Annotated in this window: 14 protein-coding genes; 4 read left to right on the top strand and 10 right to left on the bottom strand. The window is 70.3% G+C overall.

Annotation, left to right across the window (positions count from 1 at the left end; translation table 11 throughout):
- Positions 1-2: 2 nt before the first annotated feature.
- The 5 genes from hisD to ACWEKS_RS18120 form a co-directional block, all read right to left on the bottom strand.
- Positions 3-1340, bottom strand: coding sequence for a histidinol dehydrogenase (gene hisD / locus ACWEKS_RS18140; RefSeq protein WP_452341152.1), 1338 nt, complete (start codon positions 1338-1340; stop codon positions 3-5).
- A gap of 194 nt (positions 1341-1534) precedes the next feature.
- The gene (gene yidC, locus ACWEKS_RS18135) at positions 1535-2311 is read right to left on the bottom strand and encodes a membrane protein insertase YidC (RefSeq protein WP_452341151.1); all 777 of its coding nucleotides are present in this window, start codon (positions 2309-2311) and stop codon (positions 1535-1537) included.
- A gap of 106 nt (positions 2312-2417) precedes the next feature.
- The gene (locus tag ACWEKS_RS18130; protein WP_452341150.1) at positions 2418-2714 is read right to left on the bottom strand and encodes a DUF6412 domain-containing protein; all 297 of its coding nucleotides are present in this window, start codon (positions 2712-2714) and stop codon (positions 2418-2420) included.
- 172 nt (positions 2715-2886) lie between these two features.
- Positions 2887-3174: a putative quinol monooxygenase gene (locus ACWEKS_RS18125; RefSeq protein WP_452341149.1), complete on the bottom strand. Its 288-nt coding sequence runs from the start codon at positions 3172-3174 to the stop codon at positions 2887-2889.
- Positions 3175-3226: 52 nt separating this feature from the next.
- Positions 3227-4273, bottom strand: coding sequence for an aldo/keto reductase (locus tag ACWEKS_RS18120; protein ID WP_452341148.1), 1047 nt, complete (start codon positions 4271-4273; stop codon positions 3227-3229).
- 155 nt (positions 4274-4428) lie between these two features.
- Here ACWEKS_RS18120 and ACWEKS_RS18115 point away from each other — a divergent pair, with 155 nt between their 5' ends.
- Positions 4429-5280, top strand: coding sequence for a helix-turn-helix transcriptional regulator (locus ACWEKS_RS18115; protein WP_452341147.1), 852 nt, complete (start codon positions 4429-4431; stop codon positions 5278-5280).
- A gap of 67 nt (positions 5281-5347) precedes the next feature.
- Here ACWEKS_RS18115 and ACWEKS_RS18110 read toward each other — a convergent pair whose 3' ends face one another.
- The 4 genes from ACWEKS_RS18110 to ACWEKS_RS18095 all read right to left on the bottom strand — a co-directional run bounded on the left by ACWEKS_RS18110 (position 5348) and on the right by ACWEKS_RS18095 (position 10191).
- Positions 5348-6931 (bottom strand): protein kinase domain-containing protein, encoded by a 1584-nt coding sequence (locus ACWEKS_RS18110; RefSeq protein WP_452341146.1) that lies wholly within the window; start codon positions 6929-6931, stop codon positions 5348-5350.
- Positions 6932-7198: 267 nt separating this feature from the next.
- Positions 7199-8095 carry an arylamine N-acetyltransferase family protein gene (locus ACWEKS_RS18105; protein WP_452341145.1) on the bottom strand — a complete coding sequence of 299 codons (897 nt, stop codon included), beginning with the start codon at positions 8093-8095 and terminating at the stop codon, positions 7199-7201.
- Positions 8096-8175: 80 nt separating this feature from the next.
- The gene (locus ACWEKS_RS18100) at positions 8176-9120 is read right to left on the bottom strand and encodes an NAD-dependent epimerase/dehydratase family protein (protein WP_452341144.1); all 945 of its coding nucleotides are present in this window, start codon (positions 9118-9120) and stop codon (positions 8176-8178) included.
- Positions 9121-9216: 96 nt separating this feature from the next.
- Positions 9217-10191 carry an alpha/beta hydrolase family protein gene (locus ACWEKS_RS18095; RefSeq protein ID WP_452341143.1) on the bottom strand — a complete coding sequence of 325 codons (975 nt, stop codon included), beginning with the start codon at positions 10189-10191 and terminating at the stop codon, positions 9217-9219.
- A 107-nt stretch (positions 10192-10298) separates the two neighbouring features.
- On the opposite strand from ACWEKS_RS18095, the gene ACWEKS_RS18090 reads away from it, so the two are divergent.
- From ACWEKS_RS18090 to ACWEKS_RS18080, 3 genes are all read left to right on the top strand, one after another.
- A complete protein-coding gene (locus ACWEKS_RS18090) occupies positions 10299-11477 on the top strand; it encodes a winged helix DNA-binding domain-containing protein (RefSeq protein ID WP_452341142.1) in 1179 nt (392 codons plus the stop codon).
- 279 nt (positions 11478-11756) lie between these two features.
- Positions 11757-12254: a tellurite resistance TerB family protein gene (locus tag ACWEKS_RS18085; RefSeq protein ID WP_452341141.1), complete on the top strand. Its 498-nt coding sequence runs from the start codon at positions 11757-11759 to the stop codon at positions 12252-12254.
- Positions 12255-12338: 84 nt separating this feature from the next.
- Positions 12339-12521 carry a hypothetical protein gene (locus ACWEKS_RS18080; protein ID WP_364626387.1) on the top strand — a complete coding sequence of 61 codons (183 nt, stop codon included), beginning with the start codon at positions 12339-12341 and terminating at the stop codon, positions 12519-12521.
- Between the two features lie 60 nt (positions 12522-12581).
- Here the strand turns inward: ACWEKS_RS18080 and nadC are convergent, their stop codons facing one another.
- Positions 12582-13442 carry a carboxylating nicotinate-nucleotide diphosphorylase gene (nadC, locus tag ACWEKS_RS18075; protein WP_452341140.1) on the bottom strand — a complete coding sequence of 287 codons (861 nt, stop codon included), beginning with the start codon at positions 13440-13442 and terminating at the stop codon, positions 12582-12584.
- Positions 13443-13494: the final 52 nt, after the last annotated feature.

Below are 13494 nucleotides of genomic sequence, written 5' to 3'. Positions count from 1 at the left end.
GCTCACCGCAGCTCTCCGAATCGCGCCTGCACGGCCTGGCCGTGTGCGGGCAGGTCCTCGGCATTGGCCAGTGCGACCACGTGCCCGGAGACATCCTTCAGCGCCGCCTCGGAGTACTCGACGACGTGGATGCCGCGCAGGAAGGTCTGCACGCTCAAACCCGAAGAGTGCCGAGCGCATCCGGCGGTGGGCAGCACGTGGTTGGAGCCGGCGCAGTAGTCGCCGAGGGACACCGGCGACCACGCGCCGACGAAAATCGCTCCGGCGGAACGGACCCGGGCCGCGACCGCGGACGCGTCGGCGGTCTGGATCTCGAGGTGCTCGGCGGCGTAGGCGTTGACCACGCGCAGGCCCTGGGCGATGTCGTCGACCAGCACGGTGCCGGACTGCTTGCCCGACAGCGCCTCCGCGACGCGGTCGTGGTGCTTGACCACGGTCATCTGCGCGGTCAGCGCCGCGTCCACGGCGTCGGCGAGCTCGACGCTGTCGGTCACCAGCACGCTGGCGGCCAGCACGTCGTGCTCGGCCTGCGAGATGAGGTCGGCGGCCACGTGCACCGGATCGGCGGTGGCGTCGGCGAGAATGGCGATCTCGGTGGGCCCGGCTTCGGCGTCGATGCCGACCAGGCCGCGGCACAGCCGCTTGGCGGCGGTCACATAGATATTGCCCGGGCCGGTGATCAGGTCGACCGGTTCCAGCTGTGCGCCATCGGTGTCGGTGCCGCCGTAGGACAGCAGCGCCACGGCCTGCGCACCGCCGACCGCCCACACCTCCTCGACGCCCAGCAGCTTGGCGGCGGCCAGGATGGTCGGGTGCGGCAGGCCACCGAACTGGGCCTGCGGCGGCGAGGCGACCACCAGCGAGTCCACGCCCGCGGCCTGCGCGGGAACCACGTTCATGACCACCGAGGACGGGTAGACGGCATTGCCGCCCGGCACGTACAGGCCGACCCGCTCCACCGGCACCCACCGCTCGGTCACGGTGCCGCCGGGCACCACCTGGGTGGTCTTGTCGGTGCGGCGCTGATCGTCGTGCACCTTGCGGGTGCGCTCGATGGCGACCTCGAGGGCCGCGCGCACGGCCGGGTCCAGCTCGGCCAGGGCCTTGTCCAGCTCGGCGGCGGGCACGCGCACCGCGGCGGGCCGCACACCGTCGAACCGCTCGCTGAATTCCAGCGCGGCCTCGACGCCCCGATCCCGGATGGCCTCCACGACCGGTCGCACATGATGCAACACCGAGTCCACGTCGACGCCCCCACGCGGCAGAGCCGCGCGCAGTTCGGCAGCAGTGGGAGTACGTCCGCGCAGATCCACGCGGGCGAGCTCGATGCGGCTAGTCATAGCGCTGTGCAGTCCTTGTCTGTGCTGATGTCGAGGGGTTCGCGACACGGCCGAAACCGCTTGCGACCAGCTACCAGACTATCGGGTCACCGCCAGCGCTTTACGTCGCGGCCGAGCTCGCGCGGGTGTTCCCGGCCCGCGACCCGGGAACACCCGCCGGACCGGCGGTTATGAGACGCTGGCCGCGGCACCGCTCAGACCGTGCTGCGGGCGGCCTCGGGACCGAAGCGAGCGGCCACCAGATGCTGCTGGGCGAAGGTCCACGCGTTCTGGGTGACGAAGTAGAGCAGGATGGCGATGGGCATCACCGGGCCGACCAGCAGTGCTCCGGCGGGGAAGACCCACTGCGAGAGCGTGTTCATGATCCGGACCTGCGAGCCCGCCGCGCCTTCGGCGGGTTGCGGCTGCCGGGCGACGGCGGCGCGGGCGGTGAAATGGGTCGCGATCGCCGCGACGATCATCAGCGGAATCGCCACGGCGGCAACGGTTCCGAAGGACGAGCCGGCGGTGGACAGGGTGGCCTCCAGCGGTGCGCCGAACAGTTTGGCGTCCAGGAAGGACTGCACCTGCGTGGCATTGAACACGTAATTCTGAGTGTGACCTGGCTGGAAGGACCGCAGCACGTGGTAGAGGCCGATGAAGACCACCGTCTGGCCGATGATCGGCAGGAATCCGGTCAGCACATTGACGCCGGACTCCTTCTGTAGCTCCTGCATGGCCAGCGCCTGCTGCTCCCGGTCGCCCGCGTGCTTGCGCTTGATCTCCTGCAGCTTCGGCTGCATCTCGGCCAGCGCGCGGGAGAACTTCAACTGCGCGATGAACGGCCGGATCAGCAGGGCCCGCAGGGTCATGACGAGGAAGACGATGGCCAGCACCCAGGCCAGGCCACTGGTCGCGCCGAGCAGCGACGCGAAGGCGGTGTGCCACAGCCACAGCACGGCGGACACGGGGTAGTAGATGAAATCGAGCACGGAGTACCTCGCTGCGCAGCGCCCGCACACGGGTGCGGGCGAAAGGAATTCGGGACGGCGGAGAACCCGACAGCGCGCACGACCGGGACAGGTCGTGCGGGCGCGGTCAGGCCGCGAGGACTCCGGGTGCGCGCGGGCGCGGGCGGCCCGGGGCGTCGGGATTGCTCTGCCGCAGGAACGCGCCGCGGCGCCGCCGTCCGGCCGACTCCGCCGGACCGGTGTGCGCGGTGGCCGCGAGCCGCGGACCGCGCGCCGACAGCACCGCCGCGGTCACCGCGACCAGCGCGGCCGCACCGAGGACGAGCAGCGAATCGGGGGTGGCGGCGGCGAGATACAGCACCGCCCACGCGGAGACCACGAGCGCGCACAGCAGCAGCGCCGTCGATCGAATCCGCGTACCCATGCGCCCGACCCTACCTGCGTTCCCCATCCCCGGCACCCCATGTGCCGGACGCGACATACCCCGCCCCCGGACCGCACCGTATCCGGCTCGGGCGCACCCTGATCCGGGCCCCCGCGCGACCGCGCCCCCACCGGGGACACCGGCGGGGGCGCGAGGATCGAGGGCTCGACCGCTATTCGGCGACGAGGCGGCGGATGATCATGGGCTCGGCCACGATGCCCTCCAGGACTCCGGCCACGTGCTGGAAGTGCTCGGTGGCGAAGTGCTTCTCCAGGGCATCGGCGTCCTGCCATTCCTCCACCACGACCATGTGGGCCGGGTCGTTCGGGTTGGTGAAGGGCTGATAGGACAGGCAGCCGGGTTCGGCCAGGGAGGGTTCGATCATGGCTTCCAGGGCGGTGCGGAGGCGGTCCTCCTGGCCGGCGGCGGCGTGCAGTTCGGCGACGACGTGCAGGGTCATGGTGGTGTGCTCCTTCGGGAGTGGATGCTCGGTTTTCGGATCTTGGTGACGCTCAGTGCTGGATCGGGCCCTCACCGGCGCCGGTGGTGCGCAGCGCGGTCGCGATGGCGTCCAGGTCGGCGGGGGTCAATTCCAGTGCGGCGCCGCCGATCCAGCCGTCGACCTGCTCGGGCCGGCGGGCGCCGGCGATGGCGCCGGTGACGCCGGGCCAGGTCAGGGTCCAGGCGATGGCGACGGCGGAGACGGTGGTGTCGTGGGCCGCCGCGATCGGACGCAGTGCGTCCACCAGCGCGAGATTGCGGTCGAGTTCGGTGGTGAACTCCGGGAAGCCCTTGCGCCAGTCGTCATCCGGCAGGCTCGCGACGCGTTCGGCCGAGAAGGCGCCGGTGAGCAGGCCGGAGTGCTGCGGCTGGTAGACGATGCCGCCGGTGTGATGCGCTGCGGCCCAGGCCAATTCGTCCGCCGCGCCGCGCTTGATCAGCGAGAACTGCGGCTGGATGGCGTCCACGTGGGCAATGGACTCGGCGATCTCCAGTTGCGGCACATCGTGATTGGACAGGCCGATGGCGCGCACCTTGCCCGCCCGCACGAGGTCGGCCATGGTCTGCCAGTACTCCGCGAGCGGGGTCGCGGAGGCAGGGTCGACGCCGTCGGGGTCCGAGAAGTCCAGGGAGGCACCGGTATCGGGCCAGTGCACCTGGTACAGGTCGATGCGCTCGACGTTCAGCCGGCGCAGCGAGTCCTCGACCTCGCGGCGCACGCTGGCGGCGGCCATGATCCGCTTGGGCGCGGCAGCGCGGTCGTTCTCGTCCCAGACCAGTCCGGCCTTGGTGAAGACGAACGGCCGATCGGCCTCGGGCAGTCCGCTGATCGCCTTGCCGACCACCTCCTCGGAGTGGCCGAGTCCGTAGACGGCGGCGGTGTCGATCCAGTTGACGCCGGCCTCGACGGCCCGGCGGATGGTGGCGATGGAATCGGCGTCGTCCTGTGCGCCCCAGGTGTAGCGCCAGCCCGAACCGCCGACGGCCCACGCGCCGAATCCGATCCGGCTGATGTGCATGTCGGTGGTGCCGAGCTGACGGGTGGGGAGAGAGGTCATTGTGTGCTCCTCGTGTGGCTTTCGCCGTCCGTTGCGGCGCTGAGCACTACTTTCGCCGGATGCGAGCGGGGCAAACAGTGCCGCGTCTGCCTGGGCACCGCATGACCAGGATGCGGCGCTGGATGGAATTAGCCGCGCTCATGGTTACCGAAGGCATGACCTTGGACCGTCGCGCCGAACTCGGTGAATTCCTGCGCTCCCGCCGCGCCCGGCTCAGCCCCGCGGAGGTGGGCCTGATGGATCACGGTGCGCGCCGCCGTGTTCCGGGCCTGCGCCGCGAGGAGCTGGCGCTGCTGGCCGGGGTCAGCGTGGATCACTATGTGCGCCTGGAACAGGGCCGCAGCCTGCAGTTCTCGGAGTCGGTGCTGGATGCGGTGGCGCGGGCACTGCGACTGAATCAGGTTGAGCGCGACCATCTCTACCGCCTGGCCCGCCCGTGGTCGGGTGAGGAGCCGCCCGTCGTGCAGGAGGTGCGCCCGGGTCTGCGCCGGCTGCTGGACGCCGCCCATGACGTCCCGGCCTACATCGTCGGCCGCGGTGTCAGCGTCCTGGCGTGGAATCGGCTGGCGGCGGCCCTGATCACGGATTTCGGCGCGCTCCCGCCCGCGCAGCGCGACTTCCTGCACCTGGTCTTCCTGGACGAGGGCGCGAAGGATCTCTACGAGGACTGGGACGACAAGGCCGCCGACACCGTGGCCTACCTGCGCCTGGATGCCGCCCGCAATCCCGGCGACCCGCGCATCACCGCCCTCATCGGCGAAATGAACACCCGGAGCGCGGAATTCGCGGAGCTGTGGCAGCGGCACGAGCTCAAGGACAAGACCCACGGGCGCCATATCTACCGCCACCCGATCGTGGGCCGTCTGGAGCTCGGCTTCGAAACCCTCCGTCTCCCCGACGATCCCGATCAGGCGCTGGTCGCCCACCACGTCGAACCCGGCTCCCCCAGCGCCGACGGACTACGGCTGCTGGCCTCCCTCGCCGCCGATCCGGCGAAGCTCTGCTGAGCAAACCCACCCCCGTAACGCACTGCGCCGCACCGGAAAACCGGTGCGGCGCAGTGTGCTGCCGGGATTACTTGGTGTCGCTGTCGATCTGCAGGCTGCCGCCGCCGGCGTCGATCACCCGCATGCTCACCGATTTGGTCGGGCCGTTCTTGGTCTGCAGCGAGTCCAGCACGATATCGGCCGAACCATCGGGGTCGACCGTGCCGCCGCCATTGGCGCCCCGGATGCTCGAGTACTTCTGGACCGGGTTCCCGGTCCAATACGTCTGGAATGCCTGCTGACTGCCGTAGACCTGCTGAGCGGCGGGGGTCAGCAGCTTCCAGGCATCCGAGTACCGGGTGTAGGTCACGTCGTCCCAGAAGGACTGCACCGCGTCGACGGCGGCGTCGAAGCTGACCGTCCCGGCGCTCTTGGTCTGGCCGAGGCCCGAGGGCACGCCCTTGGTGGCGCTGGCCGTGACCGACGCCTTCACCGAGCTGCTGTTCGTGCCCGCGCCGGAGGTGCTGCTCGAACCGGAGTTGCCGAACAGGCCGTACGCGATGCCGCCGGCCACCACGACCACCGCGGCCATCAGGATCAGCACCAGCTTCTTCTTGGAGCCGGAATCCGAATCCGGTTCGGGCGCCGGATGATTGCGGGTCGGCGGGCCGGCGTTCATGGGCGGGCGCGGCGGCGGGGTCTCCAGCAGCTGTGCCTGGCTCATGGCGCCGGTCGGGATGTCGGCCGACTGACGGCGCTCCATCTGCCGGGTGGTCTGCCGGGGCGCGGAGCGCTGGGCGGCGCCGGCCGACGGGGTGGCCGGGCCCGAGCGCCGGGCGGCCAGCACCCGGGTGGCCTCGGCATCCGGGCCGACCTCGGCGAATTCGGCCATGATGTCGCGCACGTCGAGCATGCTCGGCCGGTCCTCCGGCTCGAAGCTGAGCAGGCTGAGCAGCAGATCGCTGAGCGGTCCGGCATTGCGCGGTTCGCTGATCTGGCCGTTGGCGGCCGCGTACAGCAGCGCCAGCGGATTCGGGTTGGTGCCGTAGGGCGGTTCGCCTTCCAGTGCGTGGAAGAGCGTGGCGCCCAGGGCGAATACGTCCGCGGCCGGCGTCGGTTCCGCTCCGCGCGCGACCTCGGGGGCGAGGTAGGCGGCGGTGCCGGAGATGAGTCCGGTGGCGGTCAGCGTGACATCACCCTTGGACTTGGCGATGCCGAAGTCGGTGATCTTCACGGCGCCGTTGTCGCCGAGCAGGATGTTGCCGGGCTTGACGTCGCGATGGACGATCCCGGCGCGATGCGCGGCGATGAGCGCGGATGCCACCTGTTCGCCGATGCGGGCGACCTGCGGCAGCGGCAGCGTGCCCTGCGCGGACAGCACCACCGCCAGACTCTGCGACGGCAGATACTCCATGACCAGGCACGGGTCACCCTCGTGCTCGGTGATGTCGAATACGACGATGGCGTTCGGGTGCTGGAACCGGGCCGCGTTGCGAGCCTCGCGTGCGGCGCGCTGCCGCACGATGTCCTTGTCTGCATCCGACAGGCTCGGCTGGGTGAGGATCTGCTTGACCGCCACGGAACGTTCGAGCCGCTGATCCACGGCTCGCCAGACGACACCTGTGCCGCCGCTACCAATCCGTTCGACCAGGCGGTAATGCCCTGCGATCACTTGGCCGGTTTCGATGGCACTACTCCGAAGTTCTCCGAGATGACTGTGACAATGCGGTTGCCCGCGCGTTTCCCCGCACGAGTGTAGCGGGCGTCGCGCGGATCTCCGACGTCAGCGTGAGATATGAGCGAGATCTCGGTGAGATCTACGCCGCAATCGAGTGACCGCCGCGTAACCGGTTAGGCGAACCCGCTGGTCGAAGCCCATCTATGACGGGACATAGACCAATTGGTTTGGTGCGTGTTTGCTCCCACACACCGACGGCGTTCAGCTACCTTTCACCCCCGAAGCCGGGGCGGGGACCGCCGCGGGCCACTCGGCGCGCGTCAATTGCGCCGCGTCCGCCTGGTCGAGCTCGACGTCGAAGACCTCGGCGAGCACCTTCGGCAACTCGGCGACCTCGAGTTCGCGCACCTCCTCCGAGCCGTCCGGGTAACTGGTGGTCCAGGTGGTGCCGTCCAGCTGGTGGTGCACCTCGGCGTGGAAGCGCTGCACGAACGGCCGCATGGTGAACGGCGAACGCGCCGAGGTGGACACGTAGTGGTTCCCGACCGCGAAATCGACGCGGTACTGCGGAGTGGTGACGAAGGTGTGGCGGTCCACCCAGCCGTCCCGGCCGAACTGGTACAGCGTCCACAGCTCGCCGCCGGCCGCGTCGAGGGACCGCTCCAGCCGGAAACGCCATGCGCCCGCGCTGAATTCACCGCGATCGGGAGCCAGCTCGATCGGTTCGACCGGCCCCCACCCGAAGCCGACATCACACAGCCAGCGGCGATCGTCGTCCACGGTCTTGACCCGCAGCAGCGCGTGGGTGGCCGGGCGCAGGTTGGTCGCGCCGCGCGTGACGCGGGCCGACATGGCGGTGAACTCGAAGCCGAGCCGCTCCAGCGCGGCGGCGAACAGGCCGACGTTCTCGTAGCAGTACCCGCCGCGCCGCCGCCGGATCAGCTTGTCCTGCAGCGCTTCCGGATCCAGCGGGATGCCGCGGCCGAGAATGATCTCCAGGTTCTCGAACGGGATGGTGGTGGTGTGGGCGCGCACCAGTTCGCGCAGGGTGGCCAGGGTGGGCGTGCGCTCGCCGGTGAATCCGATCCGGGCCAGGTAGGCGTCCAGGTCGAGGTCCGCGCCCTGCCAGGTGTACGAGGGGTCCGCCGGTGTGGTCATCGCTGCCTTCCTGTTGCGCCGGATTCGCCAAGATCAACGGTATTCGGCGGGAAAGTGTTCCGGCGGCAGCGGGTGCCGGATCAGCGCACGGAGTCGGCCAGGGTGGGCAGGCCCTCGCGATAGGTGGGGTACATCGGCTTCCAGCCCAGGTCGGCGCGCGCCTTGGCGTTCGAGACGCGGATGGAGAAGTCCAGCATCTGGGCGGCCGCCAGCGGTGAGGCCATGCGCACCAGGCGGGCCGGGAGCCGGCGCGGCGGCCGCGCGCCGACGGTCTCGGCCATGGCGTCGAACATGGTGTCCCAGGTGATCGGCTCGTCGTCGACGATGTTGTACGCCTGGCCGGCGCCGCCGCGTTCGAGGGCCGCGACGGTCGCGGCGGCGGCGTCGGCGAGGTGGACGAAGCCGACGTATCCGGTCCCAGTGCTCGGCAGCGGGAGCATGCCCAGCCGCAGCGCCCGCACGAAGCTCTCCGACGCGCCGGGACCGTAGAACAGGCCGTAGCGCAGGGCGATTCCGTCGATGCCGGGTGCGCGCCAGGCGCTCGATTCGGCCTCGTGCAGTGCGCCGATGATGCCGTCGGTGACATCGCCCTGGATGCGGCCGAACGGGTCCTGCTCGGTCACCAGCCGCGAGCCGTGGTCGCGCAGACCGTATCCGACGATCAGCGACTGGGTGAGATAGCGCCGCGCCCCGGTGCGCTGGGCCAGCTCCACCAGATGCTTGCTGCCGATCTCGCGTAACGCGTTGGTGCGCAACAGACCCGGCGCGTGATAGTGGGTCGGCGGCGAGTACCGGTAGGAGGTGAGCTGGTGGATGACCGCGTCGGCGGTCAGTCGTTCGGTGGCGCGCATCAGGTCCGAGCGGTCCATGACATTGGCGACCAGCGGGGTGGCCCCGAGCGAGCGCGCGACCTCGGCGCCGCGACCGCCGCGGGTGAGCGCGTACACCTGATGCCCGGCCTGCCGCAGCGCCGTGACCAGTGGCCGCCCGATCGCTCCCGTCGCACCAGCCACCACGACTTTCATTGCGCCTCATCCCGTCTCACCGCGCCGATATCGACTGCGAGCCTACTGTCCGGGGACGGGATCGGGTGGATCGTGGTCAGCACCGAACGGCCGCGCTCAGGCCGCGCATTTGGCGTTCGGAGGCGCGGGCGGGGCGGTGTTCACGCCGGCCGCGACATCGACGAGGTAGTCGTGGTCGCCGCCCAGCGGCTCACTGCCGAGCAGCAATCGCTGGACCGCACAACCGGATTCGAAGAACACCGGATTGATGCCGTGGTCGCCGGGCACCACGCGGCCCTCCAGATCACGGCCGCTGACCACGGTGTACATGGAGACCGGGTGGCCGGAGAGGGTCAGTGAGGCGCGCATTTCGAGCGACTGGGTGTAGGGCACCAGGGGGTCGGCGGTGCCGTGCAGCAGGACCGCGCGCTTGACGTCCATGCGGTTGGTCATGAGCGCCGGCGACCGGTCGAGGTAGGACTGCAGGCAGGCCGCCGGGGTGCAGCCGCCCGCGTCACGTTCGATCTCGGCCCGCAATTGTGGTCCGGCCAGGCCGGATTCGAGCCAGGCGGTGACGTCGTCGGCGTGACCGAAGGTGTCGACCCAGTAGTCGTAGGTGCCGGACGGGGCATAGGCGGCGGCCAGCCCGCTGGTCACACCGCCCTGACTCCAGCCCCAGAGCACCGTGGGACCGATGCCGGGGTGCTCGCCGCGGTACCACTGGGTGGCCGCGACGGTGTCGCGCCAGCCCGCCCAGACGTTCCACTCCCCGGTCCGCCAGGTGCCGGCGTCGGAGCGCTGATCCATGGTGACCAGGGCCGCGCCGGTCTGCCGGACGATCGAGGCCAGGTAGTCGGGGAAGTCGCTCGCGCTGCCGGCGTGGCCGTGCACCGCCACGATGAGTCCGCGGGCGCCGCCGTCGGGTTCGTAGACCCGGCCGGTGGCGGTCTCACCGTCCACCGTGAGCGTCACCGGCCGCATCGACACGTCGCCGGGCGGCTCGCTCGAAACCATCGGGGCCGCAACCACCGTCGCCGCGAACACGCCCGCGACCGCACCGACCACCCGCATCCCTCGCCAACGGACACCCACGCCCGGCATCGTCGCATGTGCGCGGGGCCCGGCCGGGTACCCACGCCGGGCGATTTCCCGGGCGCGGGGTGCCCGCGGATTCGGATGGCGGAGGCTAGGATTCGACCATGCGTTCGATGGATGCCGCGGAGCGGCGGGCTCGGCTGGGGGTGCGGCACCGGCTGGCCGCCGGGGTGCGCGGCGACGCGGTCGAGCAGATCGTGCGGTCGATGGTGGTGCTGCACGCCACCGATCCGGCCACCGTGTACCTGTCCGTCGCGGCGCGCGGAGTGGGGATCGAACCCGGGCACGTGGAACAGGCGCTCTACGACGATCGGACGCTGCTGCGCATGCTGGCCATGCGGCGCACCATGTTCGTCGCGCCGGTCGACCTGGTGCCGGTGCTGCAGGCGTCGGTGGCGGATGCCTTGGCGCACAAGCAGCGCAAGACCTACGGGCGGTACATCGAACAGTCCGGGGCGGTGACGGGCAATGTCAGCGCTTGGCTGAACGAGGTCGAGGCGGAGACGCATGCGGCGCTGCTGGCGCGGGGCAGCGCGACCGGGGCGCAGTTGAGCAAGGAGGTGCCGCGCCTGCGGACCCAGGTCGACACCGCGCCGGGCAAGCCGTATTCCAAGCCGACCAATATCACCACCTGGGTGCTGGTGACGCTGGGTTGCGAGGGCCGGATCGTGCGCGGGCGGCCCAATGGGAGCTGGGCCAGCAGTCAGTACACGTGGGCGCCCATCGAATCCTGGCTGCCGGAGGGGATTCCGGCGGTGCCGGTGGACGAGGCGCGGGCGGATCTGGTCCGGAAGTGGTTGCGCGCCTTCGGTCCCGCACCGGTGAGCGATCTCAAGTGGTGGACCGGGTGGACGCTGGGCGAGGTCCGCAAGGCGCTCGCGCCGGTGGATACCGCCGAGGTCGACCTGGGTGGCGAGACCGGCCTGGTTCTCGCCGACGATCTGGAATCGACGCCCGCCCCGGAACCCTGGGCCGCGCTGCTGCCCGCCCTCGACCCCACGCCGATGGGCTGGCAGTCCCGGGACTGGTACCTCGGCCCGCACCAGCCCGCGCTCTTCGACCGCAATGGCAATGTCGGCCCGACGGTGTGGTGGGACGGCCGCATCATCGGCGGCTGGGCGCAGCGTCCGGACGGCGAGATCGTCTGGCGGCTGCTGGAGGACGCGGGCTCCGACGCCGAGCGCGCCATCGCCGCGGAAGCCGAACGCATGGGGGCGTGGTACGGCGATGTCCGCCCGATTCCCCGATTCCGAACGCCGCTCGAACGCGAGCTCACCGCCTGAGCCCGCGCCGGCACTCCGTCGAATACCGCCGCGCCGGTCCGCGATCCGGGCCGCAGATCGGCTGCGAGTTTGCGATCGAATGTCGATCCCATTGCACGGCAGGGTATTCGACGGTTGTGGCCCGGCCCGGACACTACTGTGAGGTTGCTGCCCACGAGTATTCGGAGAAATTCTGCGGGCCTACCGGGCGGCAGGCTGTTACTGTCGGCATTGTTATTCGCACGATCCGGGCCGGGATACGGGGAGATCCAGGGGTTCGGCGAGTTTTCGGAGTGTGTCATGGCGTTGACGAATCGGCTGGTCTCCCCGGCTGCACCGCACATCGATTCGGCCGGCGCGCCGCACGGTAACTCCGCCGAGGGGCGGCCCGCACCCGCGCCGCCGCGAAACGACCTGTGGGGCGACGCCTTCCGGGATGCGGCGCTGGGTATGTGCGCGGTACTGTCGGCGACCGACGGGCGCATCGATCCCGCGGCGCGCATGCGGGTCGCGCAAATGGTCGGCGCGCACGAGGTCCTGCGCCTGCGTTCCCCCGAGGACCTGCGAAATCTGTTCGAGGACAACTGCGCCCGGCTCATCATGGACCCCGCCTTCGGGCACGCCTACGTGATGGCGCAGATTTCCAAGGCCACCGATTTTCCCGAGCAGGCGGCCGCGGTGGTGCGGATCGGGCTGGTCGTCGGGCAAACCGACGGCGAACTCGGCGCACACGCGCTCACGGTGATTCGCGAGGCTTGTCAGGTTTTGCGTCTGGACCCGCACGAATTCGGTCTGTAAAGCCCTCTGGCTTTTGCTGGACATTGCCCGGAGCCGTCCCGCATTCTTGGAGCGTTTGCTGCCTAGCGAGGGGATTCACTCTGCATGGCGATCCAAGGGTTCCTCAATATTCTGCTCGACACCGTCCACCCCAATCGGGGCTGGCGGTACTGCGGCTGGTGCGAAGGCACCGGGGCCGCAGGCTATTCCGACAGCGGGTCAGCGATCCTGTGCACCGGCTGCGGCGGCATCGGCTGGCTCGTCGATCCGCCCGTGTACCGGCGCTGACCAGACGATTCACCCCCGGCGGAGTGGCACACCGGGGGTGAATCGACGGAAAGGGCTGTCTCACATATCGAGTCCGAGGTCCAGTACTCGGACCGAGTGGGTGAGCGCGCCGACGGCCAGGTAGTCGACGCCGGTGCGGGCGTAGTCGGCCGCCATGTCCAGCGAAAGTCCGCCCGAGGACTCGAGTTTGGTGCGCGGCGACCGGGTGTTGCGGCGCTGTACGGCCGCCTGGGTGGCCCACAGCGGGAAGTTGTCCAGCAGAACCAGTTCCACGTCCTCGGCGAGGACGGCGTCGAGCTGGTCGAGGCTGTCCACCTCGACCTCGCACTCGATGTCCGGGTTCAGTTCCCGCACAGCGCGCAGCGCGGCAACCACCGAGCCCGCGGCCACCACGTGGTTGTCCTTGATGAGCGCGGCATCGCCCAGCCCCATGCGGTGATTGACGCCGCCGCCGACCCGCACCGCGTACTTCTGCAGGGCCCGCAGGCCGGGGAGGGTCTTGCGGCTGTCGCGGATGCGGCAACCGGTGCCCGCCACCGCGTCCACCCACTGGGAGGTGGCGGTGGCGATTCCGGACAAGTGGCACACCAGGTTCAGCAGCGTGCGCTCGGCGGTGAGCAGCCCGCGGGTGGGTGCGGCCAGGCTGAGCACGACGTCACCGGGCTGCACCCGGGTACCGTCCGCGACGCGGCCGGTGACCTCGTAATTGCCCGCGCCCAGCACCTCGTCGAGCACGAGCAGGCCGACATCCAGGCCGGCCACCGTGCCCGGCTGGCGAGAAGCCATGTCCGCCTTGGCGACCGCGTCCGCGGGCACCGTGGCCAGCGTGGTGATATCGGGCCCGTACCGCAGATCCTCGTCGAGGGCGGTGCGGATGAGCGCGACCACCGCGTCGCGGTCCAGTCCGGCGTCGAGGGTCATTGCTGCACTCCTTCTTCGATGACGTGTCCTGCGCCCCGGGCGATGCGGTTCC

This window comes from Nocardia sp. NPDC004711 (assembly GCF_053601595.1).
The sequence above is the reverse complement of the archived record's forward strand: the minus strand, read 5'-3'. Positions and strand labels throughout refer to the sequence as shown.